This window comes from Pseudomonas sp. R3-56 (assembly GCF_051132075.1).
Taxonomy (GTDB): domain Bacteria; phylum Pseudomonadota; class Gammaproteobacteria; order Pseudomonadales; family Pseudomonadaceae; genus Aquipseudomonas.
Map to the genome: position 1 here is coordinate 207,488 of NZ_CP071657.1, position 26,017 is coordinate 233,504.

At 61.4% G+C, this 26,017-nt stretch carries 28 protein-coding genes; 11 read left to right on the forward strand and 17 right to left on the reverse strand.

The window, feature by feature from the left end:
* Positions 1-9: 9 nt before the first annotated feature.
* Positions 10-1,314: an MFS transporter gene (locus J3P96_RS00950; RefSeq protein WP_434654754.1), complete on the forward strand. Its 1,305-nt coding sequence runs from the start codon at positions 10-12 to the stop codon at positions 1,312-1,314.
* Between the two features lie 253 nt (positions 1,315-1,567).
* Here the strand turns inward: J3P96_RS00950 and J3P96_RS00955 are convergent, their stop codons facing one another.
* From J3P96_RS00955 to J3P96_RS00985, 7 genes are all read right to left on the reverse strand, one after another.
* Positions 1,568-2,827 carry an HlyD family secretion protein gene (locus J3P96_RS00955; RefSeq protein ID WP_434654757.1) on the reverse strand — a complete coding sequence of 420 codons (1,260 nt, stop codon included), beginning with the start codon at positions 2,825-2,827 and terminating at the stop codon, positions 1,568-1,570.
* Entirely contained in the window at positions 2,820-4,298 is a 1,479-nt protein-coding gene (locus tag J3P96_RS00960) for a TolC family protein (RefSeq protein WP_434654760.1), read from the reverse strand. The genes J3P96_RS00955 and J3P96_RS00960 overlap by 8 nt, the downstream gene beginning before the upstream one ends.
* Positions 4,291-5,493, reverse strand: a complete 1,203-nt coding sequence (locus tag J3P96_RS00965; protein ID WP_434654763.1) for an ABC transporter permease — start codon at positions 5,491-5,493, stop codon at positions 4,291-4,293. The genes J3P96_RS00960 and J3P96_RS00965 overlap by 8 nt, the downstream gene beginning before the upstream one ends.
* On the reverse strand, positions 5,486-6,187 hold the full coding sequence (locus J3P96_RS00970) for an ABC transporter ATP-binding protein (protein WP_434654765.1): 702 nt from the start codon (positions 6,185-6,187) through the stop codon (positions 5,486-5,488). Before J3P96_RS00970 ends, J3P96_RS00965 begins: the two co-directional genes overlap by 8 nt.
* A 59-nt stretch (positions 6,188-6,246) precedes the next feature.
* Entirely contained in the window at positions 6,247-7,041 is a 795-nt protein-coding gene (locus J3P96_RS00975; protein ID WP_434654768.1) for a hypothetical protein, read from the reverse strand.
* Between the two features lie 104 nt (positions 7,042-7,145).
* On the reverse strand, positions 7,146-7,577 hold the full coding sequence (locus J3P96_RS00980) for a hypothetical protein (protein WP_434654770.1): 432 nt from the start codon (positions 7,575-7,577) through the stop codon (positions 7,146-7,148).
* Between the two features lie 400 nt (positions 7,578-7,977).
* On the reverse strand, positions 7,978-8,238 hold the full coding sequence (locus tag J3P96_RS00985; protein WP_434602221.1) for an accessory factor UbiK family protein: 261 nt from the start codon (positions 8,236-8,238) through the stop codon (positions 7,978-7,980).
* 415 nt (positions 8,239-8,653) lie between these two features.
* Between J3P96_RS00985 and glnK the strand changes: the two genes are divergently transcribed.
* The 4 genes from glnK (at position 8,654) to sutA (ending at position 11,426) form a co-directional block, all read left to right on the forward strand.
* Complete coding sequence (gene glnK / locus J3P96_RS00990; RefSeq protein ID WP_002555808.1) at positions 8,654-8,992, forward strand: P-II family nitrogen regulator; 339 nt, start codon at positions 8,654-8,656, stop codon at positions 8,990-8,992.
* A gap of 34 nt (positions 8,993-9,026) precedes the next feature.
* Positions 9,027-10,361, forward strand: a complete 1,335-nt coding sequence (locus tag J3P96_RS00995; RefSeq protein ID WP_305497956.1) for an ammonium transporter — start codon at positions 9,027-9,029, stop codon at positions 10,359-10,361.
* A gap of 214 nt (positions 10,362-10,575) precedes the next feature.
* Entirely contained in the window at positions 10,576-11,001 is a 426-nt protein-coding gene (locus tag J3P96_RS01000; RefSeq protein WP_434654772.1) for a secondary thiamine-phosphate synthase enzyme YjbQ, read from the forward strand.
* Positions 11,002-11,102: 101 nt separating this feature from the next.
* A complete protein-coding gene (gene sutA / locus J3P96_RS01005) occupies positions 11,103-11,426 on the forward strand; it encodes a transcriptional regulator SutA (protein WP_007941277.1) in 324 nt (107 codons plus the stop codon).
* 189 nt (positions 11,427-11,615) lie between these two features.
* On the opposite strand, the gene J3P96_RS01010 is transcribed toward sutA, so the two are convergent.
* Genes J3P96_RS01010 through lptM form a run of 6 tightly spaced genes read right to left on the reverse strand, consistent with a single transcriptional unit; the run spans position 11,616 to position 16,228 of the window.
* On the reverse strand, positions 11,616-12,320 hold the full coding sequence (locus J3P96_RS01010) for an HAD family hydrolase (RefSeq protein ID WP_305497957.1): 705 nt from the start codon (positions 12,318-12,320) through the stop codon (positions 11,616-11,618).
* Complete coding sequence (gene xerC, locus J3P96_RS01015) at positions 12,317-13,216, reverse strand: tyrosine recombinase XerC (RefSeq protein ID WP_434602220.1); 900 nt, start codon at positions 13,214-13,216, stop codon at positions 12,317-12,319. The genes J3P96_RS01010 and xerC overlap by 4 nt, the downstream gene beginning before the upstream one ends.
* A gap of 2 nt (positions 13,217-13,218) precedes the next feature.
* Positions 13,219-13,944, reverse strand: coding sequence for a DUF484 family protein (locus J3P96_RS01020; protein WP_434654774.1), 726 nt, complete (start codon positions 13,942-13,944; stop codon positions 13,219-13,221).
* Positions 13,945-13,956: 12 nt separating this feature from the next.
* Entirely contained in the window at positions 13,957-14,787 is an 831-nt protein-coding gene (gene dapF, locus J3P96_RS01025) for a diaminopimelate epimerase (RefSeq protein WP_434654777.1), read from the reverse strand.
* Between the two features lie 4 nt (positions 14,788-14,791).
* On the reverse strand, positions 14,792-16,039 hold the full coding sequence (gene lysA, locus J3P96_RS01030) for a diaminopimelate decarboxylase (protein ID WP_434627154.1): 1,248 nt from the start codon (positions 16,037-16,039) through the stop codon (positions 14,792-14,794).
* A 9-nt stretch (positions 16,040-16,048) separates the two neighbouring features.
* Positions 16,049-16,228 carry an LPS translocon maturation chaperone LptM gene (gene lptM / locus J3P96_RS01035; protein ID WP_264428547.1) on the reverse strand — a complete coding sequence of 60 codons (180 nt, stop codon included), beginning with the start codon at positions 16,226-16,228 and terminating at the stop codon, positions 16,049-16,051.
* A gap of 184 nt (positions 16,229-16,412) precedes the next feature.
* Between lptM and cyaY the strand changes: the two genes are divergently transcribed.
* From cyaY to rnk, 3 genes are all read left to right on the forward strand, one after another.
* Complete coding sequence (gene cyaY, locus J3P96_RS01040) at positions 16,413-16,745, forward strand: iron donor protein CyaY (RefSeq protein ID WP_434654779.1); 333 nt, start codon at positions 16,413-16,415, stop codon at positions 16,743-16,745.
* A 4-nt stretch (positions 16,746-16,749) separates the two neighbouring features.
* Positions 16,750-16,968 (forward strand): DUF1289 domain-containing protein, encoded by a 219-nt coding sequence (locus J3P96_RS01045; RefSeq protein WP_434654782.1) that lies wholly within the window; start codon positions 16,750-16,752, stop codon positions 16,966-16,968.
* Between the two features lie 258 nt (positions 16,969-17,226).
* Complete coding sequence (rnk, locus tag J3P96_RS01050; RefSeq protein WP_305497965.1) at positions 17,227-17,637, forward strand: nucleoside diphosphate kinase regulator; 411 nt, start codon at positions 17,227-17,229, stop codon at positions 17,635-17,637.
* Positions 17,638-17,643: 6 nt separating this feature from the next.
* On the opposite strand, the gene J3P96_RS01055 is transcribed toward rnk, so the two are convergent.
* The 3 genes from J3P96_RS01055 to J3P96_RS01065 all read right to left on the reverse strand — a co-directional run bounded on the left by J3P96_RS01055 (position 17,644) and on the right by J3P96_RS01065 (position 21,431).
* Positions 17,644-20,487, reverse strand: coding sequence for a class I adenylate cyclase (locus J3P96_RS01055; protein WP_434654784.1), 2,844 nt, complete (start codon positions 20,485-20,487; stop codon positions 17,644-17,646).
* Positions 20,488-20,662: 175 nt separating this feature from the next.
* Entirely contained in the window at positions 20,663-20,908 is a 246-nt protein-coding gene (locus J3P96_RS01060; RefSeq protein WP_150724924.1) for a TIGR02647 family protein, read from the reverse strand.
* Positions 20,909-21,146: 238 nt separating this feature from the next.
* Positions 21,147-21,431: a hypothetical protein gene (locus tag J3P96_RS01065; protein WP_434570967.1), complete on the reverse strand. Its 285-nt coding sequence runs from the start codon at positions 21,429-21,431 to the stop codon at positions 21,147-21,149.
* Between the two features lie 124 nt (positions 21,432-21,555).
* Between J3P96_RS01065 and J3P96_RS01070 the strand changes: the two genes are divergently transcribed.
* The gene (locus J3P96_RS01070; protein ID WP_434654787.1) at positions 21,556-22,215 is read left to right on the forward strand and encodes a glutathione S-transferase family protein; all 660 of its coding nucleotides are present in this window, start codon (positions 21,556-21,558) and stop codon (positions 22,213-22,215) included.
* Between the two features lie 125 nt (positions 22,216-22,340).
* Here J3P96_RS01070 and argH read toward each other — a convergent pair whose 3' ends face one another.
* The gene (gene argH, locus J3P96_RS01075; protein ID WP_434570970.1) at positions 22,341-23,735 is read right to left on the reverse strand and encodes an argininosuccinate lyase; all 1,395 of its coding nucleotides are present in this window, start codon (positions 23,733-23,735) and stop codon (positions 22,341-22,343) included.
* Between the two features lie 461 nt (positions 23,736-24,196).
* Here argH and J3P96_RS01080 point away from each other — a divergent pair, with 461 nt between their 5' ends.
* Both J3P96_RS01080 and hemC read left to right on the forward strand, forming a co-directional pair.
* Positions 24,197-24,943, forward strand: coding sequence for a LytR/AlgR family response regulator transcription factor (locus J3P96_RS01080; RefSeq protein WP_305497976.1), 747 nt, complete (start codon positions 24,197-24,199; stop codon positions 24,941-24,943).
* A 124-nt stretch (positions 24,944-25,067) separates the two neighbouring features.
* Positions 25,068-26,009, forward strand: a complete 942-nt coding sequence (gene hemC, locus J3P96_RS01085) for a hydroxymethylbilane synthase (protein WP_434570974.1) — start codon at positions 25,068-25,070, stop codon at positions 26,007-26,009.
* The last annotated feature ends 8 nt before the right edge of the window (positions 26,010-26,017 follow it).

A 26,017-nucleotide genomic window follows, 5' to 3' on the forward strand; every position in this document is an offset into this window, starting at 1 on the left:
GGTACATCAATGAATGCAAATTTTTCAGGCACTACGTGGGGCATCCCCGGCATCGACCGACGTCTGCTGAAAGTGCAATTCAGCTTTTTATTGATGGTTCTGGGTGGCCGGTGCAATCAACTGGCCGTGGCCTGGTGGGCCCTGCAGGAAACAGGCTCTGCACTCTACTTCGCCAATATGGTTGCCTGTTCCATCGCGGCAGAAGTGTTAGCCAAACCTTTGCTGGGATGGCTGGGAGACAAATACAACAAAATCCTGATCATCAAACTGGCCTCCTGGATCAGCCTGCTGGCAGCGCTGTTGATGGTGTTGCTGTCCGCCACGGATTCATTCAACCCTTGGACGGTGGGCGCACTGATGATGATCAATAGCGCGATCATCGGCGTACGCGACCCTCTCCAGGCGTCAATCATTCCTTTGTTTGCAAACGACGATAAAGTCTCTCTGGCCTTTCGGACCAAGAGCGTCATGTCGTCCTTTTCCATTCTGTTGGGGCCGGTACTTGCCAGCGGGTTGATTCATGGGTTCGGTATCACGTTCGCCTTTGCCGCCGACTTCTTTGCGATTCTCATCGCCGGAGCGCTGATCGCGACCATCCCGAGCCAAGTCGGCGCCTCAGGCCAAGGCGAAAAGGCTCCGGATGCCAGCGGCCTCAGCATGATCTATTCCGGCTTCAAAGTCGTTTACGGAGTGAAAGTTGAATTTTACCTGGCCATCATTGCAATGCTTGTCAACTTTGCCCTTTTTCCGTTCTTCACCATCCTGATACCACTGTACGTAAAGGACGTCATCCAGTACCCAGTCACTTACATTGGTCTTCTGGATTCGTCCTTCGGACTGGGCATTCTGGCGGGCAGCTACAAGATCATCGGTTGGTTATCCGGCCGGCTCCCCCGGGATATGTGTGTGTCCGCAGGTTTTGCATTACTGGGATGCAATCTAGTAGTGGTCGGGACCATTTCATCGTCCCTCGTTGTTATCCTGGCCTTTTTCTGTGGTGGTGTCGGCCTGATGTTGATCAACATTCCCACCTCCGCTGTGAGGTTGCTGGCAACGCCAAAGCTCCATCGCAATCGGATTTTTGCCACGGTTTCGTTTCTGTCTGCGGCGGCCAGTCCCTTGGGCAGTTTAGCGATGAATATTCTGATTGCCCCTCTAGGGGTCGCACTGACAATTACTCTGCTGGGCGTCATGGTGCTGCTGTTGTCTCTGCTGGTCTTTCTGGTACCCGACTTCAAAGCTTTCATGCGTTCCGAAGATATGCAGCTCAATGATGTCTATTTGGAAAAATACCCCGAAGCGTTTGTGCACTGACGCGTCATGGCTGCCCGACTGGGTCGTCGCGACACTGGAGAATAGCGTCGAGATCCACCCGCGAGACTGGCTGGAGGGTTTACTTCCTTACGCTTATGGCGTTATTACCCACAGTACCTGGGGAAATTTGGCCAAAGTGGAAGGTTTTCGACGGGCGCTAGCGCGACTGTCATTGAGTGTTCCCTCACGCCCCAGCGACAATAAACCCTAAAGCGCGTTACCGGCTTCTCCGGGCGAGCTTGTCACTGCGGTTTCATGACCGCGGTACCTCGACAAACCCGGGCGTAAGTCCCTGCACGACCACTCCTTGCGCGACGGTTGTGCGTGGGCTGACCATTACGCGCTCGGGGCGGGCTTGTGTTGTCGCCCGGTGCAGCACGTAGGTGGCGCCAGACTCATCGCGGCGAAGGGCGTGCGGTGGTACGGCGATACCCTGTTCGTCGCGGTAGAGGATCACTGCCAGACGCGCGCTCATACCGGTCCGCAGCGGGGGGTCGAAATCGGCGACGGCCGTATCAATTGACACCTGGACCTTATAGCGCGCGCCTGTGTCCTGCTGGTCGGCCGCCTCGTTCTGGATTCCGATGGCCAGTATGCGGCCGCTCAGTTCACCGGCGAATCCATCACCAGTGATTTGCACTGGCATGCCTTCACGTAACAGGTACAGGTCGGTTTCATCCACGCGAGCAAGGGCTTGGAAACGGTCCAGGCCAATGACGCCAAGCAACGGCGTGCCCCGGCTCACGGCCACGCCAGGTTGCACCGCTACCGGTTGGCCGTCACCCGGCATGACAGGTCGCACGACGTAACCGCTCACCGGCGCCGTCACTTCTCGGCGGGCATGCAGCGTTTCGAAGGCCTGGTGATGCGCCTGCGCATTAGCCAGCTCCATCTCGGCGATATGGCGTTCCTCGCCCTGGCCGTACGCCAGTGTCGTGGCCAGTTCCTCGATTGCCGCGCTGAGCTGTTGCTGGTCGCTGCGCACCTGCTGCTCCAGCGTTTCGAGTTCCATCCTCGCGACGATGCCACGTTCGAACAACGCTTGCGTGTCACGCCGGTTACTTTCGCTGGCGGCCAGGCTCTGCCTGGCATTGTTCAGAGCCCGTCGGGCATTGCTGACCTCGGAGCCTTTGCTCCAATGCTGCAAGCGGCGGGCCTCGCGTTGTGCCTTGAGCAGTTGCGCCTGCGCCTGGCGCAGCTGGATCTGCAATTGCCCGGGGTCCAGCGTCAGCAGCACCTGGCCTTTCTCGACCCGTTGTCCTTCGTGTACCCGCACCTCGGCAAGCAAGCCATCAAACGGGGCGGTCAAGGTAACCTGGTTGACGGCCTGGATACGTCCGATCAGCCCCAGCCGGCTTTCCAGCAATCGCGGTTCGATATGCACCCAGTCAGGCGCTGTGCTTGCCGTTGCGCGGGTGCCTGCGGGCGCAGGCGGCCAGCGCAACGCGATAATGATCAACGCGCCCAATCCGAAAAAGAGCAATGCAGGCTTGAGTGTGATGGGGTTAGTCATTCAACGCGATGTCCCAGCTTTGCAGGGTAGTGCCCAAGGTCTGATCCAGTTCCGCCTGGGCGTTGAGGTAACTGATGAGTGCGGCCAATCGGGCACTCTGCGCCATGCGCAGGTCATTTTCGAAGCTGAGAACCTGAAAGTTGCTCGAACGCCCCACGGTGAGTTTTTCTTGCTCGATGTCCAGCTTTCGCTGGGACAGCTCCTCGGCGCGCCGGGCGATTTGATACTGTCGCCAGCGCGCGCCGATGTCGCGTACCGCGTTGGTCACGCCACGCTGCAGTTCCTGATGAGCCTCTTGCGTGCGGACCTGCTGGTTCTCCACGTCGACCCGGGCCTGGACTTCAGCCTGGCGGGCGCCCAGGTCGCCGATCGGAATCTCCACCTGCACGCCCACGTAGTTCTCCCAGCTTCGGGTGCTGCCGTGGAGATTGTTGCGATCACGGACCTGACCGCCGCCGCCGACCAGCGATACGTCCCATAGACGCTCGTTGCGTGCCACGAGCCTGTTTATCCGGGCCTGCTGGCCGGCGATCAGTTGGATGAGGTAGGTCGGTTGTAATGCTTCGGCCTGGCGCACGGCCTGCGCAGTGTCGATGTCGAGGGGCGCGGCTTGCATGGCCTCGCTGGCAATGATTGGAGTGTCGAGGTCCAGCGCAAGCAGTTGCAACAATGCCAGGCGAGCGCTTTCCAGTTGGTTGCGGGCGTCTTCGTGGCTCAGCTCCTGGTTGGCGACTTCGGCCTCGGTCTGGACGATCTCGAACGCGGCCATGCGCCCGGCGTCGATCATCGCCCGGTTGACGCCGAGCAGTTGGTGCGCCCGCGCCAAGGCGTTGCTGGAGATGTTCAGCTGTTCCTGAGCCTGCAGGAGCGTGCGGTAGGCGGTAATGATCCGGGTGATCGTCTGCGCCACCCGGTCTTTCAGCGCCAGGCGGTTGACCTGCTCGCTCAGGCGCGCCAGTTGTACTGGGGCGGTGGCGACATCGCGGCCGGCGCCGCGCAGCAGCGGCTGGATGATCGTGATATTGGCGCCGTCATTGCGTGTCAGTCCCGCCCTGTCGGCATCGGTCTGGCGCCAGGTCCAGCCCAGGCCGACGCGCGTGCCGTAAGGGGTGAGCAGGGTTGAAACCGGTGCGATGTCGCCTTGCCGATAGCGATCGAGCTGGTTATGGCTGGACAGGTAACTGCCGCGCACGAACAGCTTGGGGCTGAAGCGGTCCTCGGCCACGCGCAAAGCGAATTTCTGGCCGATCCGTTCCAGGTAAGCGCTGCGAATGGCGCGGTTGTCGCGCAGTCCCAGGTAGATCGCATCGCTGAGGGTCAGCTCGATGCCGTAGGCATTGAGCGAGGCGCTGGCGACAGCCGCGGAGGGAGTGCCCGGCCGAGTCGCCTGTGACGGTGACAGCGCTGTATCTGCCAGCACCGCCCCACTGGGCGGCGTCAGCAGCAAGGCGACCGCCCAGGCTTTAATCATCACGCAGCGCCTGCACCGGCTGCAGACGCGCGGCGGACAGCGCCGGGCTCAGGCCAAAGAGCAACCCCGTGAGCAGCGCACCGCCCATGCCCAGCGGCAGTGCAAGGGGCGAGAGCGTGAAATCCATCCAGCCTGACAGCACGACGAACAACCAGCCGGTTGCCACTCCGAGCAGAGCACCGGTGGACGCTCCGGCGACTGTCAGCACCATGGCCTCCAGCAGAAACAGCCAGGCGATGTCCCGCGGGCGAGCACCCAGTGCCATGCGCACACCGATTTCGCCGCGGCGTTCGGCGACGTTCATCAACATGATATTCATCACGCCGACGCCACCGACCAAGAGCGAAATTCCCCCCAACCCTGCCAGCAACCAGGAGAACAACTGCGATTGCTGGGCGAGACCGTCGAGTAACCGCTGCGGGACCTGCACGTCGATCTCCCGACCGGGCAAGGATGTCAGCAGGTAGTCATGCAGTTTCTGGGCTAGGGTTTGTGAGTCCGCGCCTTCGTTGCTGCGCACCAGCACAGTGCCGATTTGCGGTGCGGAAACGAGGCGGCGCATGCCCTCGATCGGCACCAGGATGCTGTCATCGATGGGCAGCGGCAGCAGGGGATTTTGACCATGGCTGTGGAGTATGCCGATCACCTGGAACAGATAGCCGGCCAGTTGCAACGTATCACCCGGCGCGACGGGGGCGTGCTGGGCGGCCAAGGTTGCGCCGAGCACTGCATGGGTGCTCTGGGCATCGTAGCGGCTGAGGAATCGTCCTTGCTCCGGCTGCAGGCCAAGCACCGAGGCTATTTCCGGGTCGACCCCGGCCAGCAGGGTATTGAGCGGTCGCCCATGCATGCTTGCGTGCACTGAGGCCAGGTTCAGAGCGCTGACCGCCAGCACCTCAGGTAACGCCTCGCGAAGGGCCTGGTTATCGAGATTGGTCGGGGCATGCCCCGACACTCCCTTGTTCGAGGCCGGCTTCACGTCGGCGACCAGCAGGTCGCTGCCCATCGCCTGGAATACCTCCATGCTCCGGGCTTGGGCGTTATGGCCAATGTTCAGCAGCGCAACTACCGCCGCGCAGCCAACTGCGATACCCAGCAATGCCAGCAAGGCTCGTCGTCCCAGGCGGCGCAGGCTGTCGAGGGCCTCGGTCAGCAGTTGCCAGGGCAACGGTCCGTAGCGAGTCGACTCAGTCATGAGGCATTTCCCACAGGCGGCCCTCGCTGATCCGCAGGCAGCGCTGCATGCGCTTGGCGATGTCCGGGTCGTGGGTGACGACTATCAGGGTGACGCCCCGCTCCCGATTGAGCGCCAGCAGCAGTTCGATGACCTCGCTGGCGGTCTGGCTGTCGAGGTTGCCGGTGGGTTCGTCGGCCAGCAGCAGGGCCGGTTCTCCCACCAGCGCTCGCGCAATGGCCACGCGCTGGCGTTGGCCTCCGGACAACTGTGCCGGGCGATGATGCAGGCGTTCGCCCAGACCGAGCTGCAATAGCTGGCGCCGCGCGGCTGCCTGGGCAGCCTGGCGAGATATGCCGCGGTAGAGCAGCGCCAGCGCGACATTGTCCAGGGCGTCCAGGCGTGGCAGCAGGTTGAAGCTCTGAAAGACGAAGCCAATGTGTCGGTTGCGCATCATCGCGCGAGCGTCAGCGCTTGCCTGGGTCATGTCGCGGCCAGCCAGGTAGACCTGCCCGGTCGAAGGTTGGTCAAGCAGGCCGATCAAGCCGAGCAAGGTACTTTTGCCGGATCCCGAGGCGCCGATAATGGCGCAGCTCTGTCCTGCATTGATGGTCAGCGACACATCGCGCAGGGTGGCGCGTGCGGTCGCGTCGATGCCATGGATATGGCTCATGCCTTGTACGCGGATCAGCTCGGGAGGGAGATTTTCAGGCATTCGTTGTCCATCCTGAGCGAGCCCCCTTTCGTGGAAAGGGGGCATCGGTTGATGCCTGCTCAGGCGTCTGTCGCGGGCGTTTCGGGTTTTTTCTTGTCCTGCTGTGCGAGCATCAGCTCAACCAGCGATTGCCATGGGGGCATTCCTTCGTCGCTGCCACTTAACCTCCGCGCTTTGGCCAATTCGGCGCTCTTGATCTGTTGAGTAAAGTCGGCTTCGTAATCGCCGAGCATCAGAGACTCCTGAATGGGGGGCAGGCTTTTGTAGTAATTGAGAACATCCCTGATGGTCTCCGGGGATACATCCCCGTTGCGGTGATACTCGTCCATCAGCTTATTGGTGACTGTGAGGGCCCAGGCTGCGTGCGAGTCGGTATAAGCTTCCCATGCCACTCTGCGTTCATTGTGGGTAAAGTCACCGCTGTCGTCGTAGATGATCAGCGTCAGTTGCTCGTTGGAAAGGTTCTGGAACGGGTTGACGCCCTTCTTGTTGAGGAAGTTCGTTGCCTGCTGCGCCTGATCCAGGCGCTGCGGATCGTCCGAGGGCGGCACTTCCGCGTCGCGAATTTCCTTGTTTTTTGCGGAGTAGGGGACGTAGAAATCTTGCGTGGCTCGCCGGGCAATGTATGCCAGGCCTGCGCGGTCATTGCTGGCGTCCCGCTCCGCAGCGCGTGCTGCCGCGTCGCTGAGCAGCTGTGCCATTGGCGAGAGTCGGGTGGTGGTATTGCCGCTCAAGGCGCCGGGTTGCACCTCGCTCGTCGGGCTGGCGCCGACCTTGTCGGTTGGCTCTAGCGAGCTTGCGGTGGCTTTCAGGTTCGTTGCGTAGTGCGGGCGTGCACCGTTGATACCATCCATTGTTTTGCCTCCATCTCTAAGCTGCGGTGCGCTGTAAGCGCACAGCACTCGATCAGGCCAGGACTGCCTCGGATTTACCCTCCAAGGCAAACCTGGCCGGCCTTTTACTGGATCGTGAACTCAATGTTCCACGAGTGATCGGACGCGTTTATCGCCGTAATCGTCGCATTGCAGCGGACTCGGCCGGTGGCCTGCGCGTCCTTGGTCCATTTAGGCAGCTTGGGATTGGTGTAAAAAGTGCTGAACACGCAAGTTTTGCCGTCGGCGCCATAGCGGACGACTGCGGTGGCAATCGCAGGGTTGCGCTGGTCCCGCACCACGAAGTTAAAAGTTTCTTGTGACTTGATCGTATCCGCAGGCTTGGGTGTCGCATTAGCGTGGGTGAGGGCCTCGTTGTTGCCCTGGAACGAATACTGGACCGTCGCGCTGCTGAGGTTCTTGACGGTTACCCGGATCAATGGACCTGCTTGCGCCGCACCAGCGACGAGCAGGGAGCAGACGGCCAAAGCCGCGACGCTGCGTTTTTTCAATTGCATGCCGTTTTACCTGTTTGACATGTACGTATGTCGCACGACGGACAGCCGTCCGCCTTGCCCGGTTTACAGCCTTGATGCTGGCTGCATGTCCATTCCGGTTACTTCGCATCGACCCCTTTGGTTGAGATGCCGACTTGCGCAAAGTCCAGCTCGTTAGCGCATTCCATTACGAAGATTTAGCGGCGAATGCCAGGGGAGCTTTAACGGGATTTTGGATAAAGTTCGCGTATTCGACGAATTTAGGAAGCTTTTGTAGGATTTTTCGCGAAGATGGCCGTCGCGGCTGATGCGCCGAACTCATCCGGAAGAGAAAGGGCGAGAGAAAGTTTCCCGCTATTGGGATGGCCGCAAGTAAAAAACCAAAAATCGCGGCCCTGGGTAATGCCTTCAGAAGTACGCGTTATTCCGCAGGTGGATTCAGCCTCGCCTCCAACTCCGCCACCTTCGCCTCCAGGCTCTCCAACCGCGCCCGAGTTCGGGCCAGCACCACCATCTGGCTGTCGAATTCTTCCCGGCTGACCAGGTCCAGCTTGCTGAACCCGCTTTGCAATAAAGCCTTGAACTGGCTTTCGATTTCGCTTTTGGGCAGGGGGGTGTCGCCACTCAAGAGGCGGGAGGCGTGGCCGCTCAGGGCGTCGAGGAGATCTTTGGGGGCAAGCATGGCAGGTGTCCTGGAAACGATGGCGGGCAGTGTATCACGCAGGGTCTATAGTCAATTTGCCAGGCGCGGATGCACGCTTTTCGCGCACTGTGCCGGGCGCCACCGCACCGTTGTTGTGCGTATCGCTCCGGTTCGTGGCGCGTGCCGGGCGGGCGCGGTGGTCAAGGGGGTTGAAATCCGGGGGGTTGGGCACAGATGGCAAGCTTTCTGCTTAGTGGCTGATGACCCATGCACTGATGCAGTCGCTGTGACGAATGCAGTGCAGCAGGCGGAGCGGGGAGTTTCGTCAGGAGTAGTCAGCTGGCGCCAGTCGGGCAACTTGGGCCGACGACGCGTTACAAAGCCAGGCACTGCGCTTAGACTTGAGTCGGGTTTGTTTTCCTGGGGCAAGTCCACCAATTCGGGAGAGAGTTTCATGAAGCTAGTCACTGCCATCATCAAGCCGTTCAAGTTGGACGACGTGCGCGAGTCGCTGTCCGAAATCGGCGTGCAGGGCATTACCGTCACTGAAGTCAAAGGCTTCGGTCGGCAGAAAGGTCACACCGAGCTGTATCGCGGCGCGGAATACGTGGTCGATTTCCTGCCCAAGGTGAAGATCGACGTTGCCATCGACGACAAGGATCTTGATCGGGTCATCGAGGCGATTACCAAGGCCGCCAACACCGGCAAGATTGGTGACGGAAAGATCTTTGTGGTCAATCTGGAACAGGCTATCCGCATCCGTACCGGCGAAACCGATACCGACGCTATCTAAGCCGCCAAACCCCAACGCCCCAGGAGAAAACAATATGACTCTGCGTAAATTCGCAGGGCTAGGAGCCCTGTTGTCCTTCGTAATGCCTGGCCTGGCCATGGCAGAAGAAGCGGCAGCCCCAGTCCTCAATTCCGGCGACACCGCCTGGATGCTGACGGCCACGATTCTTGTTCTGTTCATGACCATTCCCGGCCTTGCGCTGTTCTACGGCGGCATGGTTCGGTCGAAAAACATTCTTTCCGTGATGATGCAGTGCTTCGCCATTACCGGTCTGATCAGCGTGTTGTGGGTCATCTATGGCTACAGCATCGCGTTCGACACTACCGGCATGGAGCAGGGCGTCGTCAACTTCAACTCCTTCGTCGGCGGCCTGGGCAAAGCGTTCCTGGCGGGCGTCACCCCGGCCAGCATCACCGGCCCGGCGGCGTTGTTCCCTGAAGCAGTCTTCATTACCTTCCAGATGACCTTCGCGATCATCACCCCGGCCCTGATCGTCGGCGCGTTCGCCGAGCGGATGAAGTTCTCCGCCATGCTGATCTTCATGGGCGTGTGGTTCACCTTGGTGTATGCGCCGATTGCGCACATGGTCTGGTCCGGCAACGGCGGCCTGATGTGGGACTGGGGTGTACTGGACTTCGCCGGTGGCACCGTGGTGCACATCAACGCCGGTATCGCAGGCCTGGTGGCGTGCCTGGTGCTGGGCAAGCGCAAAGGCTTCCCGACCACGCCGATGGCACCGCACAACCTGGGTTACACCCTGATGGGCGCGGCCATGTTGTGGGTGGGCTGGTTCGGTTTCAACGCCGGTTCCGCTGTCGCGGCCAACGGCACCGCCGGCATGGCGATGCTGGTCACCCAGATCGCCACCGCAGCCGCCGCGCTGGGCTGGATGTTCGCCGAGTGGATCACCCACGGTAAGCCAAGCGCACTGGGCATCGCCTCGGGCGTCGTGGCCGGCCTGGTTGCAATCACCCCGGCGGCCGGCACCGTGGGCCCGATGGGCGCCCTGGTCATTGGTCTGGCGGCGGGCGTGGTGTGCTTCTTCTGCGCCACCACCCTCAAGCGCAAACTCGGCTATGACGACTCCCTGGACGCCTTTGGCGTGCATGGCATCGGCGGTATCCTCGGCGCCATCCTGACCGGTGTGTTCGCAGCACCAGCCCTGGGCGGCTTCGGCACCGTGACCGATATCGGTGCGCAAGTGTGGATTCAGTTCAAAGGCGTAGGCTTCACCGTGATCTACACGGCGGTTGTCACCTTCATCATCCTCAAGGTCCTCGACGCTGTCATGGGTCTGCGGGTCTCCGAGGAAGAAGAGGCCGTGGGCCTGGACCTGGCCCAGCACAACGAACGTGGTTACAACCTGTAATCGCGCTCCAATAAAAAATGCCCGGTTCGCCGGGCATTTTTTTGTCTGGAATTTGTCATTGCTCACAGGGCGTGCTGGTTTTTTCCGACGCCTTTTGTTGTGTATGCGACACGGGTTTTTCTACCGCCAAAGACTTACAGGAAAGCAGGAATATTAGGCCCTTTGTTTTTTCCCAGAGCGCGCTAGAATGCGCGCCGAACGTGCGGAGAACTGTATGTGGCAACAGACGCTGATAACCCTGCGGGCAAGGCCCCGGGGCTTTCATCTGGTAACGGACGAGTTGCTCGCCGGCCTGCCTGAACTCGAGGCATGTCGTGTCGGTCTGTTGCATCTGTGGCTGCAGCACACCTCGGCCTCGCTGACCATCAACGAGAACGCCGATCCGGCGGTACGTCGAGACTTCGAACGATTTTTCAATCGGCTGATCCCACAAGGAACCGCCGACTATGAGCACAACGACGAAGGCCTGGACGACCTCCCGGCGCACTTCAAGGCCAGCGTGCTGGGATGTCAGCTCAGTCTTCCGGTGACGGCGGGACGGTTGGCGTTGGGCACCTGGCAAGGTGTTTATCTGGGCGAGCACCGTGATCATGGCGGTACTCGTAAAGTCCTCGCCACCTTGTACGGTGAAGGGGCATGACCGCTGATGGTTGGCGGATGTTGAATTTTTTCTGGCAGCCTTCGACAGATGGCGAAGCTGGGCTATAACTAATCTGCTTTTCGCAAGTCATGAGGTAGAACATGAGCGACGATGATCTGGAAAACGACGACCTCGAAGTAGGTGATGAAGACGAGGCCGAAGAAGGCCTGGAAGCGGCGGCTGAAGACGTCGCTGACGATGACGGTGCCGATGTTCCGGTCCCGACCGCCAAAGGCAAGGCCAAGGCGGCGGTATCGGTCGACGAGTTGCCGAGCGTAGAGGCCAAGAACAAGGAGCGTGATGCGCTCGCCAAGGCCATGGAGGAATTCCTGGCCCGGGGTGGCAAGGTGCAGGAAGTGGAGGCCAATGTGGTCGCCGATCCGCCCAAGAAGCCTGACAACAAGTACGGCAGCCGCCCGATCTGAGTATCTGCCCTTGCTTGCTGAAAAAGCCCGCCGTCGCTGCGGGCTTTTTCATGGGGGCGGATCAGGTGTCCAAGGCGGGCCCTTGTGGGAGTCAGCCTGCTCGCGATAGCTGTTTACCTGATACATCAGTGCTGAATGTACCGCCGTCTTCGCGAGCGGGCTCGCTCCCACACAGGCGGCGTTGGGGGCTCAGCGCGGGTTATGCCATCCTGCCAATAACCCCGGCAGTTCGGTCAGGCTGCGGATCTCCGCATCCGGCGCATGGTCGGCGTCCCACGCCTTGCCTGTCGGGTTGAACCACACTGCGCGCAGGCCGGCCTGTTGGGCGCCGGCGATGTCGTCGCCCGGGTGATCGCCAATGTGCACGGCAGTCTGCGCGGTCGCGCCGCCGCGTTGCAGGGCTTCGTGGAACAGCCGGGCGTCGGGCTTGGCGATGCCGATGTCCTCGGCGCACAGGGCGAACTTGAAGTAATCCGCCAGCCCCAGGCGCCGGACATCGGCGTTGCCATTGGTGACGACGCCCAGGGCGTAATCATTGGCGAGCAATTCCAGGGTCGGCTGCACCTCGGGAAACACCTCCAGTTGATGGCGGGCGTGCAGGAAGGCCTCGAATCCTTGGTCTGCCAGCTCCGAAGCCCGCCATTGGTCATAGCCGGCGTCTTGCAGCGCCCGGAACAGCACGCGTCGGCGCAAGGCACTGATGCGGTGCTTGAGGTCCGGCTCTTCGCTGAGCACTTGCGTGCGGATTGCCCACAAGCGCTCCACCGGAAAGTCGCCCAGGTCCGGTGCGTTATCGGTCAGCCACTGACGTAATACGGCTTCGGCGCTGGCGATCACCGGGGCGGTGTCCCACAGGGTGTCGTCCAGGTCGAAAGTGATGAGTTCGATGGTCATGATTCGTCGCCCTTGATGCGTTTGGCCCTGGGGTGGGCACTGTCATAGACCGTCGCCAGGTGCTGGAAGTCCAGATGGGTATAGATCTGGGTGGTCTTGATGTCCGAATGGCCGAGCAGCTCCTGGACGGCGCGCAGGTCCTGGGACGATTCGAGCAGGTGGCTGGCGAACGAATGTCGCAGCATGTGTGGATGCAGGTTCTGCCCAAGTTCGCGCTCACCGGCAGCCTTGACCCGCAGCTGTATCGCTCGCGGCCCGAGGCGCCGGCCTTGCTGGCTGACGAAGACCGCATCATCGGCCGGGTTGGCCATTGCCCGGAGCGGCAGCCACAGGTCCAAGGCTTCGCGGGCCTTGCGGCCGATAGGCAGCAGGCGGGTCTTGCTGCCCTTGCCGTGCACCTGAACCATGCCGTCGGCCAGGTCCAGTTGTTCGAGGTTCAGCCCGGTCAGTTCCGAAAGCCGCAGGCCCGAGGAATAGAACAGCTCGAGGATTGCCTGGTCTCGTCGCGCGAGAAAGTCATCCTCGACGGCGCCCTCCAGCAATTGCAAGGCGCGGTCGGTGTCGAGGGTCTTGGGCAGCCGACGCTCGCCCTTGGGCGGTGCCAGGCCGGTGGCCGGGTCGTGGTCGCAAAGGCCTTCACGGTTGAGGTACTGGTACAAGCCGCGCACCGCCGACAACAGTCGCGCCAGGCTGCGGGAGGATTGCCCTTGTTGATGCAGGCGGGCAATCAGGCTGCGCAGGCGTTGGATATCCAGGGCCGACCAGCTGCCGATATTCTGTTTCTGGCACCAGCCCAGCACCTTTTCGAGGTCGCGGCGATAGGCCGACAAGGTGTGGGGCGACACCTGGCGCTCACTGCGCAGGTGCTCGCAGTAGGCGTCCAGTTGCCGTTCCATCGTCAGCGTACCGAGCGCAGCGAACCGGCAACCCGTGGCAGCACGCGGCCGGTGACTTCGGCGATATAACTCAGGAACAACGTGCCGACCGAGCTCTTGTAGTGCTGCGGATCGCGGCTGGCGATGGCCAGCACGCCGTGCACGCCCTGGTGGGCAATGGCGACGACGGCCGTAGAGCCGATCTGCTTGCGTTGTTCTTCGCCGAACAGGAAATCCAGCTCATGTTCGCGCAGGCTGCCGCTGACGCTTTTGTTTTCCGTGAGCAGGCCACCGATGGCGGTCTGCGCTTCGGCGTGAGTCACCCAGCGCCCCACCGGCATGGCGTTGTCGCCAAACAGGATGAGGCTGACAAAAGGCACCTGGAAATCCTGGCGCAGGCTGTCTTCGACGCTCATCACCAGGTCTTCCAGGGTGCTGGCGTCCATCAACGCGAGGATCAGGCGACGGGTCTTGTCGAAGAGCCGGTCGTTGTCGCGCGCCACGTCCATGAGGTGCGAAAGACGGTGGCGCATTTCGATGTTGCGTTCGCGCAGGATCTTCATCTGGTGCTCCACCAGCGACACGGTATCGCCGCGCCGGTGGGGAATGCGCATCGTCGAAAGCAGGTCTTCATGCTCGACGAAAAAGTCCGGATGGGCCTCCAGGTAAGCGGCCACGGCTGCGGCTTCCGGGTTCTGGTTCGGGGATTCGTCGGGCTGCGGGGCTGGAACCTGAGGCTTATCGGTCATGGTTTGGCTCACTCAAAGACGAACTTGTCCTTCGTATACGCGTACGGCCGGGCCGGTCATCATCACCGGTTGGCCAGGGCCTGCCCATTCGATGGACAGGCGCCCGCCGGGCAGGTCGATCAGCAATGGCGAATCCATCCACCCCTGGCTGATCGCAGCGACGGCCGCAGCGCAGGCGCCGGTGCCGCACGCCTGGGTTTCCCCGGCGCCGCGTTCCCAGACACGCAGTTGCGCGCGATGCCGATCGATGACCTGCAGGAAGCCGACGTTCACCCGGGCCGGGAAGCGCGAATGATGCTCGATCTTCGGCCCCAGTTCGTGCACGGGCGCACTGTTTATATCATCCACCCGCAGCACAGCATGGGGGTTGCCCATGGACACCGCCGCCAGTTCCACCGGCATACCGTCGACGTCGACGGTATAGCTCAGGGCCTGGGCCGGTGCCTGGAACGGAATGTCCGCCGGAACCAGGCGTGGGGCGCCCATGTTGACGCCGATCTGGCCGTCGCTGCGAACATCCAGTTCGATGATGCCGCTTTTGGTCTCGACGCGAATCTGCCGTTTGGCAGTCAAGCGCTTGTCCAGCACGAAGCGGGCGAAGCAGCGCGCACCGTTGCCGCACTGCTCCACTTCGGAACCGTCGGCATTGAAGATCCGGTAGCGGAAATCCACGTCCGGGTTGTTCGGCGCCTCGACGATCAGCAACTGGTCGAAGCCGATGCCGGTGTGGCGGTCGCCCCATTGCTTGGCGTGCTTAGGCAGGATGTGCGCGTGCTGGCTGACCAGGTCGAGGACCATGAAGTCATTGCCCAGGCCGTGCATCTTGGTAAAACGCAGCAGCATGGTATTACTCCGGCAACAGGCTTTCGCCGGCAAACAGCTCGGCTACCGTCTCGCGGCGGCGCACTTCGAATGCCTGATCACCGTCCACCAGCACCTCGGCGCAACGGCCGCGGGTGTTGTAGTTGGAACTCATGACAAACCCGTAGGCACCCGCCGAATGCACGGCCAGCAGATCGCCTTCTTCCAACGCCAGCTCCCGGCCCTTGGCCAGGAAATCGCCGGTTTCGCAGATCGGCCCGACGATGTCGTAGGCGCGGGCCGCGGTATCGCGTGGGCGCACCGCGGTGACATCCATCCAGGCCTGGTACAGCGCCGGACGGATCAGGTCATTCATGGCTGCGTCGACGATGGCGAAATCCTTGTGCTCGGTGTGCTTGAGGTACTCGACCTGGGTCAGCAGCACGCCGGCATTGGCGACGATGTAGCGACCGGGCTCGAACATCAATGCCAGGTCGCGGCCTTCGAGGCGCTCGCGCACGGTCTTGATGTAGTCGGCCACCAATGGCGGCTCTTCGTCGCGATAACGCACGCCGACACCGCCGCCAAGGTCGATGTGACGCAGGTAGATGCCGCAGTCGCCGAGGCGATCGACCAGCGCCAGCAGGCGGTCGAGGGCATCGATGAACGGTTCGAGGGTGGTCAGTTGCGAGCCGATATGGCAATCGACGCCGAGCACTTCCAGGTTTGGCAGCTGGGCTGCACGTACATACACGTCCTCGGCGTCGGCAATGGCGATGCCGAACTTGTTTTCCTTGAGGCCAGTGGAAATGTACGGGTGGGTGCCGGCGTCGACGTCCGGGTTCACGCGCAAGGAAACCGGTGCGCGCACGCCCAGCTCGGCGGCGACGACCTGCAACCGCTCCAGCTCGTCGGTGGATTCGATGTTGAAGCAATGCACACCGACTTGCAGCGCGCGGCGCATGTCTTCGCGGGTCTTGCCGACACCGGAGAACACGATCTTGTCGGCGCTGCCTCCCGCGGCCAGCACACGCTCCAGCTCGCCACCGGAAACGATGTCGAAGCCGGCGCCAAGGCGCGCCAGGACGTTGAGCACGCCCAGGTTCGAGTTGGCTTTTACCGCGAAGCACACCAGGTGCGGCATGCCCTCGAGGGCATCGGCGAAGGTACGATACTGGGCTTCGATATGGGCACGGGAATAGACGTAGGTCGGCGTGCCGAAACGTTCGGCTATCGCGGACAGGGCAACCCCTTCCGCGAACAGCTCCCCGCCACGGTAGTTAAAAGCGTCCATGGCGGTCCCTTAGTAAGTGGTGTGGGTGTCGTGCGCGTGTGACTTGGATTGCGACGACTTGGCCTGCTCTGCTTGTTCTTCGGGAGACTTGCTGTCATCAGGCAGGTACAGCGGACCTTTTTGACCACAGGCTGTCACAAGGCAGGCAACCGCGACGAGCGCAGCAAGGGAAGAGATCAGGCGCTTCATGGCGAAATCCTTGAAAATGCGTTAATTGCGCCGGAGTATACCGGCCACCCGTCAGCTTGCCTATGCAACGGGGCGCCCGTCCGGCGGCGCTGGTTGTCTCAACCGGTATATCCTTTGCAATCGCCGGGAAGCGTCCGTATCTTGCGGCGCTTGAGCATGAGCAGACATTTTCGAGGTTGCCGCAATGAGTTTGACTGAAGCCCGTTTCCACGACCTGGTCGATGCGACCCAGCAAACGCTGGAGGATGTGTTCGATGACAGTGGCCTGGATATCGATCTGGAAATTTCCGCCGGTGTACTCACCGTCAAGTTCGAGAACGGTAGCCAGCTGATTTTCAGCCGCCAGGAACCGTTGCGGCAGTTGTGGCTGGCGGCGGTGTCCGGTGGTTTTCACTTCGACTATGACGAGGAAAGCGAGCGCTGGATGTGCGACAAGAGCGAAGAGCAGTTGGGCGAGATGCTCGAACGCATCGTCAGGCAGCAGGCGGGCGCTGAGCTCGAATTCGAAGGACTGTGAACGCGTGAGCCAGCCAGCCCCGGCGCGGCCACCCAAGCCGCTCTACAGCAACGTCAGCCCCGCCGTTCCGTCGCCTTGCACCAGCGTGTGCAAGCTGGATGAGCAGAAGGTCTGCCTCGGCTGTTTCCGGCACGTGGAAGATATCCGCGAATGGCGCTCGGCGGATGATGAACGCCGGCGGATGATCTGTGCCGAGGCCGCCAAACGCAAGTCTTTGTCATGATGCCCGTGGCGAGGGAGCTTGCTCCCGCTCGGCTGCGAAGCAGTCGCAAGATTCTTGGGGTCGCTTCGCAACCCAGCGGGAGCAAGCTCCCTCGCCACAAAAGCCTTCCACCTGATGGGCAAGAACCATCCGGGTTGTATATTTATTGAGCTGTGGTAGTGTCCAGCAACGCCTCAACTCATCGAGGCGCGTGAAAACCCCGTCTTATGTGGCGGGGTTTTGCTTTTTTCGTGCAGAAGAAAGGAGTCTGCCTGGATCATGACCGCACCTTCCATCACCCTGACTCGCTTGGACGTACAACGTCTGGAGCGCTTGATCGACAGCCTGGATGACACGCTTCCCGGTGTGATCGCGCTGCAAACCGAACTGGATCGCGCCGAGACACTGGTCGGCCACGATGAAGTGCCCGCCGATGTCGTGACCATGAATTCGCGTGTGCACTGCCGCGAGGAAAGCAGCGGCAAGGATTACCATCTGACGCTGGTCTACCCGAAGGACGCCAACGCCGACGAGGGCCGGATTTCGATCCTGGCACCGGTGGGCAGTGCCTTGCTGGGCTTGAAGGTGGGGCAGCACATCGACTGGCCGGCGCCGGGTGGCAAGACCTTGAAGCTGACGTTGCTGGAAGTCGAGTCCCAGCCGGCCAATGGCGGTGATTTCCCGTCCTGAACCCCGTCAGACCTGATTCAATGCTTCGTTCAGTGCGCGCTCCAGGTCGGCCTTGTAGCGCAGGAACAAAATGCTTGGGCAGGCACCGTCACCGACCAGGCCGGAGAGGTCCAGGTCGGTGATATAGCAGCGATAGCGTTCGGCGTCGCGGCGCTGCCCGACGATTTCCCTGGCGACCACGTGAAACAGCTGGTCGCCATGCTCCAGCTCCGAAAATTCCCGTTGGTCGCAATAGAGGGTGACGTGTACTTGCCCGTGCGCCGCTTTGCCGATGATCGCCTGTACGTCGTAGAAGGGCTTGTTGACCGGCGTCTGCGGCGCCTGCCGTGATTCGACCCGCCGGGCCCGCCCGTTACCCGAAGGCAGGAGCTGGTAATAAAGGATTTCCAGGGTCAACGGCTGGGTGGCGTCCATCGGCAGCAAGGCGTCGCGGCGATACAGCACCGACTGCAGGAAGCGCTGCAGCGGCACCAGCAGGCTTTGGTCATCGTGATACGGCAGGCGCTGCTGCCACAACGCGTTGAATTCATCGAGCACATACAGCTCCGCTTCGTCCTCGTAGACCCGGTAGAACACCTGGATGCACTCGGGCTGGCCCATGGGCAGGATCAGGGCCGCGTCGTGTTCTTCCATGGCCATCGCGTCCAGATGCAGCGGGCTGTATGCCGTCAACTCTTCGCCCAGGTAGTCCATCAACGCCGGCAGGCTGTTCAACGCCACATGGTTGACCTGGCCGGGCACCAGCTCTAGCACGTGATAATGCTGCTGGACCTGAAGCAGGTAGCGGTAGTTGAGTTTGCTCAGCAGCAAGGTCTGGGCGGTCTCGATGACTTCTTCGACCCGTCGCGCGATGAACTGCGCACGGTTGTGACAGAAACAGCGCACCTGCAAGCGTGGCTGGCGCTGCGTGAGGGGCAGGTCGTTGAGGTAGTCGCGCAGGCAATCGAGCAGGGCGTGCTCGCCGTCGAACCGGTTGACCAGCACTTCATTCCAGCTGTTGAGGGTGACCTGGTCGAGGGTCAAGACCAGGTTTTCGCGGACACCGGCGTAGCTCAAGGAGTCGGTGCGCTCGGTGGTCATCAGGATGTTCAAGTCGCGGTGATGCTTGAGCGGGTCGACGCCGACGTTCACCAGAATCAGCACTTCGCCGGGTACGCTGGCATGCAGCAGCTGTTCTTCGTCAACCGTGGCCAGGGGCAGGGCGATGGACTGTTGCAGGCTGCCCAGCAAGTTGAACAGCTCGAACTCGCTCAGGTCGCTGTCGCCGGGGTGTAGCGCCAGGCGCGTGCTACTGTCGATCACGCCGTTGCGGTGGCACCAGGTGAGCAATTCGAGCAATTCGCGGCTGCGCTTGATCGGCGCGAAATTCTCCCATTCCAAGGCATTCAGGCTGCCGTTGTACAACCCCCACTGGTTCTGCCCCGGCTCTTTTTTGTTCGGCGACTGGACCAGGGTCAGGGTGTCTTCGGCCAGGTCCGGGGCAATTCCAGGATTGATGAACTCGACCTTGTCGGCCTTGCGCTCGAAGGCCGCATACAGCCGTCGGCCAAGGACATTGAGGTCGCGCTTGTTGATCAGGCTGACGGTCTTTTCGGTGCGGGCGAACTGGGTCAGGAAACGATAACTGTAGGTCAGCTCGTTGACCAATGCGCGCCGCTCATTGCTGACCTGACGGACCTTCCATTGGCTGCGGCTGTCGAGCAACGCGAGTTGGCGTTGATCCCAACCCCAGTCCCGCGCCAGGCGTTCAAGCAGGTTGCGTTGCCAGCCGCTGCTGCGGGCGTGGCCAGTGAGCTTGCGATTGACCTTCAGGTACAGCGCGCGGCGGATCAGCTCCAGGCGTTCCGGTTCGCCACGGGCGTTGAGGTATTCCTCGAGACGGCGGTAAACCACCATGTACGGGTCCAGCTCGTCCAGGTCCAGGCGATTGGCGAACACCGCTTGCTTGAAGCGCAGGCTCAGGCAGCGCACGTCCGGGTGTTCGCTGGCGTAGACCTCGGTCAGCAACAGTTTGAGCACGGATTTGTAGGGCGACTCGATGCCCTTGAACAGCTGCCAGAGCCCGGCGCCGATGAATTCGCCCGGCGGGATGTAGGCCAGATGCCCCAGGTCCAGGGTTTCGTCGGCACGGATGAAGCGCTTGGAGATCAGCGTGTGGGTGTATTGCTGATAATTCTCTTCTTCATAGACCGGCACCAGCCACCAGATCGGCGTGCGCCCGGCCAGCCAGATGGCGGTGCGGTAGAACTCGTCCAGCAACAGATAATGCTGGGTGGTGCCGCAGTCATCGGAGCTGAGCTGGTTGTCCCGTTCGCCGCGGACGAATCGCGCCGGGTCAATGAGGAAAAAGTGAGCCTCGGCGCCTTGGGTGGCGGCCCAGATTTCCAGCAGCTGGCATTTCTTGCGTAGCTCGGCGAGTTCATCCTCGCTCAAGTCCGGGCCGTGGCACACCCATACGTCCATGTCGCTCTGGTCGGCCTGGGCGAGCGTGCCGAGGCTGCCCATCAGGAACAGGCCGAGGATTGGCCGCGGAGGGTTGCTGCCATGGCGCGGCTTATACGAAAACGAGCGGGTCAGCCGCTGGGCCTCGGCGAGGACATTGGCGTCGGGCTCGTAATTCGACAACCCGGCGGGCGTGCTGCCGGAGACGTAGCCGGGCAGCAGTGGATGGTTGACGTGAAAGAACAGCGGAAGCAGCGTCAATACGCCCTGCTGGCGGGTCGACAACCCTTCGAGGGCGCGCTCCATGCGGCCGGAATTGAGCTTGAGGAAACGCGCGCGCAACTGGCTCAGGACCTTGCGGTCGATTCCCTGGTCCAGATCGGGGCGTATTTCGTGATTGCGGGTCATGTCAGCTCAAACCGGCTCGCGGCGTCGCACGTGGGGAAGCACAAGTGATGGCAGGTTAACGCCCGAATCGTGGAATTCTTGAGCTGATAATGATTTTGACGTCAGGATTTTTACGAAAGAAGCCGTGCGCCTGCGGAAACCCCGAGGCAAAGGGATTTCCGTGGGCGGGAGGAGATCAGGCGGTTTCTTCGGCGCGGAGTATCGTCAGGACAGTTTGCACATTTTGCGCGGCATCACGCCCCAGACTGGTCAGATAACCGCCATCGGGTTGGTCTATCAGATCTTTTTCAAACAGGCGCTTGGCAGCGGCGATGGCTTTCGGGGCAGCGGTCTGATGAATTTTCAGGCCTTCCTGGGAACTGTCCAGGTTGAAGAGTGCAAGGATTTCCAGTTCGGCAACCAGCTCAGGGGTAAGCGACATAAGGACTCCAGACTTTCTAGGAATTTGGTCGACAGCGTCACTAAGGTGAGCGCACTCGGCCGAGCTGTCCAGTGTCAGTGTGGGGCTTTTTTGTTTAAAGCGATTTTTTTGTGGCGAGGGAGCTTGCTCCCGCTGGGTTGCGAAGCGATCCCGAAAATTTGCGACTGCTGCGCCCGAAGCGTCGGACGGCCGAGCGGGAGCAAGCTCCCTCACCACAAGAGCGGCGTTGCCCGTCGGGTCATTTCTTTTCCGGCGGCAGCTCAGGCAAGGCGCGCAGGGCGGCTTCGTACCACTCGGTATTGAACGGACGGTCTTCTTCCAGGATCGCGTCGATTTCAACCGCCAGCACGTGGGCCATCAGGTTGAGGATTTCGTCACGCTCATAACCGACCAGGGTCAACTTGTTGAAGGTGGCCTTGGCCGCTGGCGGGTTGTCGCTTTCGATCTGGTTCTCGATGGCCTGGATCAGCGTGGATTCGACGAATTCTTCTTCGTCATGTTCGATATCGCTTGGCTCGCTCATGGCAGCCTCCTGTGGAAAAGGCCGCCAGTTTACCTGCATTCAGCAGCGTGATGCGCCTGGCGCGAAATGTCCCGCCGGTCTATAACCCAAGGCTGCCAACCCCGCACGGCCTGGAGGCTATGGAATGCTCAAGCTTTATGGTTTTTCTGTCAGCAATTATTACAACATGGTCAAGCTGGCGCTGCTGGAGAAGGGGCTGCCCTTCGAAGAGGTCCAGTTCTTTGGCGCCCAGACCCCGGAAGCCCTGGCCATCAGCCCGCGCGGCAAGGTGCCGGTATTGAAGACCGAGCAGGGCTTTATCAACGAGACCAGCGTCATTCTGGAATATATCGAGCAAACCCAGCCGGGCAAGGCCCTGCTGCCCAACGACCCGTTCGAGCGCGCCCAGGTGCTGGCCTTGTGCCGGGAAATCGAGTTGTACATCGAGCTGCCGGGACGTGCCTGCTATCCCGAAGCGTTTTTTGGCATGGCGGTGCCCGAGGCGATCAAGGACAAGGCCAAGGGCGAGTTATTGCTCGGGTTTGCCTCGCTTGGCCGGCACGGAAAATTCTCGCCTTATTTGGCGGGTGACAGCTTGAGCATTGCCGACCTGTATTTCTACTACAGCCTTTCGCTGGCCTTGCCGGTGGGCAAGAAGGTTTTCGATATCGACTTGCTGGCAGAGATGCCGAAGGCCAGGGCATTGATGGAGCTGCTCGGGCAAAATCCGCACGTGCAGCGGATTGCGGCGGATCGAGAGGCTGAAATGCCGGCGTTCCTGGCGAAGATTGCTGCCAGGAAGTGAGTGGTTTCGTTGTCCTGACGACCGCTATCGCGAGCAAGCTCGCTCCCACATTTGATCTCCATGTTCACAAAATTTGTGTTCACTGAAATCCCTGTGGGAGCGAGCTTGCTCGCGATGCTCTTGCTTTAGCGGCTGGCGAGAAGCGCCTGGCCACGAACGACCGCTGCTTTTACCTGCGCCGGCGCCGTACCGCCAACATGATCACGGGCATTGACCGAGCCTTCCAGTGTCAACACCGCGAACACGTCCTGCTCGATCTGGTCGCTGAACTGGCGCAGTTCTTCCAGGCTCATTTCCGCCAGGTCCTTGCCGTTGTCGACGCCGTACTTCACGGCATGGCCGACAATCTCATGGCAATCACGGAACGGCAGGCCACGGCGGACCAGGTAATCGGCCAGGTCGGTGGCGGTGGAGAAGCCGCGCAGGGCCGCTTCGCGCATGACCGCATGCTTGGGCTTGATGGCCGGGATCATGTCGGCGAACGCGCGCAGCGAATCGCGCAAGGTATCGGCGGCGTCGAACAGCGGCTCCTTGTCTTCCTGGTTGTCCTTGTTGTAGGCCAGTGGCTGGCCTTTCATCAGGGTCAGCAGGCCCATCAGCGCGCCGAATACCCGGCCGCTCTTGCCCCGTACCAGCTCCGGCACGTCGGGGTTTTTCTTTTGCGGCATGATCGAGCTGCCGGTGCAGAAGCGGTCGGGCAGATCGATGAACTGGAATTGCGCGCTGGTCCACAGCACCAGCTCTTCGGAGAAGCGCGACAGGTGCATCATCGCGATGCTCGCGGCGGAGCAGAATTCGATGGCGAAGTCGCGGTCCGAAACGTTATCCAGCGAGTTGCCGCCCACCGCATCGAAGCCCAGCAGTTGCGCGGTGTATTCACGGTCGATCGGATAGGTCGTGCCGGCGAGCGCGGCGCTGCCCAGGGGCATGCGATTGGTGCGTTTGCGGCAGTCGACCAGGCGCTCGTAGTCGCGGCTGAGCATCTCGAACCAGGCGAGCATGTGATGCCCAAACGTTACAGGTTGCGCGGTTTGCAAGTGCGTGAAGCCCGGCATGATGCTCTCCGCCTCGCGCTCGGCCTGTTCCAGCAGGCCTTTTTGCAGGCGGGTGATTTCAGCCAGGATCAGGTCGATTTCATCACGCAGCCATAAGCGGATGTCAGTGGCGACCTGGTCGTTACGGCTGCGACCGGTGTGCAGCTTCTTGCCGGTCACGCCGATGCGGTCGGTCAGGCGCGCTTCGATGTTCATGTGCACGTCTTCAAGGTCCACGCGCCAGTCGAACTGGCCGGCCTCGATCTCGCCCTGGATGGTCTTCAGGCCATCGATGATGCTGTCGCGCTCGGCATCGGTCAGCACGCCGACCTTGGCCAGCATGGTGGCGTGGGCGATCGAGCCCATGATGTCGTGGCGATACAGGCGCTGGTCAAAATTGACGGAGGCGGTGAAGCGGGCGACGAAGGCGTCGACGGGTTCACTGAAGCGGCCGCCCCAGGACTGATTGGTCTTGTCAGTGCTCATGAATTCGCTCGTGATCGGCTGAAGAAAAAGTAGCGGTTAAGGCTGCAGCGGATGATAGCAGGGTTGCCGGGGCTGGCGCTGGCAATGGTCGGCAGGTTTTTTACCCGGAAAAGCCACGCATTTGCCGGGTTTTTGCACAACGATATTTTTCGATTGAGCAATATCGTCGTGGCAACCGTCTACAGTGGACGTAGGGCTTTGCTTTTTCATCTTGGACGCATCGGACGCACCAAAAAAATGGGGGTGCTCATATTGATCAGATCGAGTGTTAACAGTCCCTGTGGCGACGTTGTGCGACAACAGGCCTCGAGCTCCGGTAGGCAAGCGCTGGTAAAGATAGGCAACCACCTCGCGGCACTTTTTGGCCCTCGGACGAGTCTTAGCGTGGATCGCGGTGACGGATGTCACTTCCCCTGTCTACGCTATCCTTGTGCGAGACTCACGCAGGAATCCAGCGCAATATGAATGTCCTGATCGTTGACGACGAACCACTGGTCCGCGAGCGCCTGAGCCGAATGCTTGGCGAACTCGAGGGTTACAGTGTCCTGGAGCCGAGCGCCACCAATGGCGAAGAGGCGTTGGCCCTTATCGACAGCCACAAGCCGGATATCGTGCTGCTCGACATCCGCATGCCTGGCCTGGACGGGCTGCAGGTCGCGGCCAAGCTGTGCGAGCGCGAGTCGCCTCCCGCAGTGGTGTTCTGTACCACCCGGGACGATTTTCCTCCGGAGGTGTTGCAGGCCGGTGCCGTGGGCTATCTGATCAAGCCGGTTTCCGTCGAGGCGCTGGAAGAAGCGTTGCGCAAGGCTGAGCGACCGAACCGCGTGCAACTGGCGGCGCTTACCCGCCCGGCCGCCGAGAGCGGCAGCGGCCCGCGCAGCCATATCAGCGCACGGACCCGAAAAGGTATCGAGCTGATTCCGTTGAACCAGGTGGTCTACTTCATTGCCGACCACAAATACGTGACCTTGCGCCACGAAAGCGGAGAAGTGCTGCTGGACGAGCCGCTCAAGGCGCTGGAGGACGAGTTCGGCGAACGGTTCGTGCGCATCCACCGCAACGCCTTGGTGGCTCGCGAGCGTATCGAGCGTTTGCAACGCACCCCCCTCGGGCACTTCCAGCTTTACCTCAAGGGGCTCAATGGCGACGCGCTGATCGTTAGCCGGCGGCATGTGGCGGGCGTGCGCAAGATGATGCAACAGCTTTAGCGTGTTCCGCAGCGTTCAATCTTCAGGATTGGCGGCCCGGGAGGCCTTTGCGTCGTGATTCAAGTCAAAGCGGATTTGGCTGAGCTGTTATTATCTGCCGTATCTTTTAAGTACGGATTGATCCATGTCCCCTCGCGAGATCCGCATCGCCACCCGTAAAAGCGCCTTGGCTCTCTGGCAGGCCGAGTACGTCAAAACCCGCCTGGAAGCGGCCCACCCTGGCCTGATCGTATCGCTGGTGCCGATGGTCAGTCGCGGTGACAAACTGCTCGATTCGCCCCTGTCGAAGATCGGTGGCAAGGGCCTGTTCGTCAAGGAGCTGGAAACCGCGCTGCTGGACAACGAAGCCGACATCGCCGTGCATTCGATGAAAGATGTGCCCATGGACTTCCCCGAAGGCCTGGGCCTTTTTTGCATCTGCGAGCGGGAAGACCCGCGTGATGCGTTTGTCTCCAACAGCTTTTCCAGTCTTGAAGCATTGCCCCCGGGAAGTGTGGTCGGCACTTCCAGCCTGCGTCGCCAGGCGCAGTTGCTGGCGCGGCGTCCGGACCTGCAGATCCGCTTCCTGCGCGGCAACGTCAACACGCGCCTGGCCAAGCTCGATGCTGGCGAATACGACGCGATCATCCTCGCCGCCGCCGGCCTGATCCGGCTCGGGTTTGAAGATCGCATCACCTCGGCCATCAGCGTCGATGACAGCCTGCCGGCCGGTGGGCAGGGCGCGGTGGGCATCGAATGCCGTAGCGCCGACAGCGAAATCCATGCACTGCTGGCGCCGCTGCACCACGACGACACCGCCACGCGGGTCTTCGCCGAGCGCGCCCTGAACAAGCATCTGAACGGCGGATGCCAGGTGCCGATTGCCTGCTACGCCGTGCTCGAAGGCGAGCAGGTCTGGCTGCGTGGCCTGGTGGGCGATCCCAGCGGCGGCCAACTGCTCAGCGCCCAGGCCCGAGCACCGCGCGGCGATGCCGAGGCGCTGGGCGTGCGGGTGGCCGAAGACCTGCTGAGCCAGGGCGCCGATGACATCCTCAAGAAAGTCTACGGCGAGGCTGGCCACGCGTGACGGGCTGG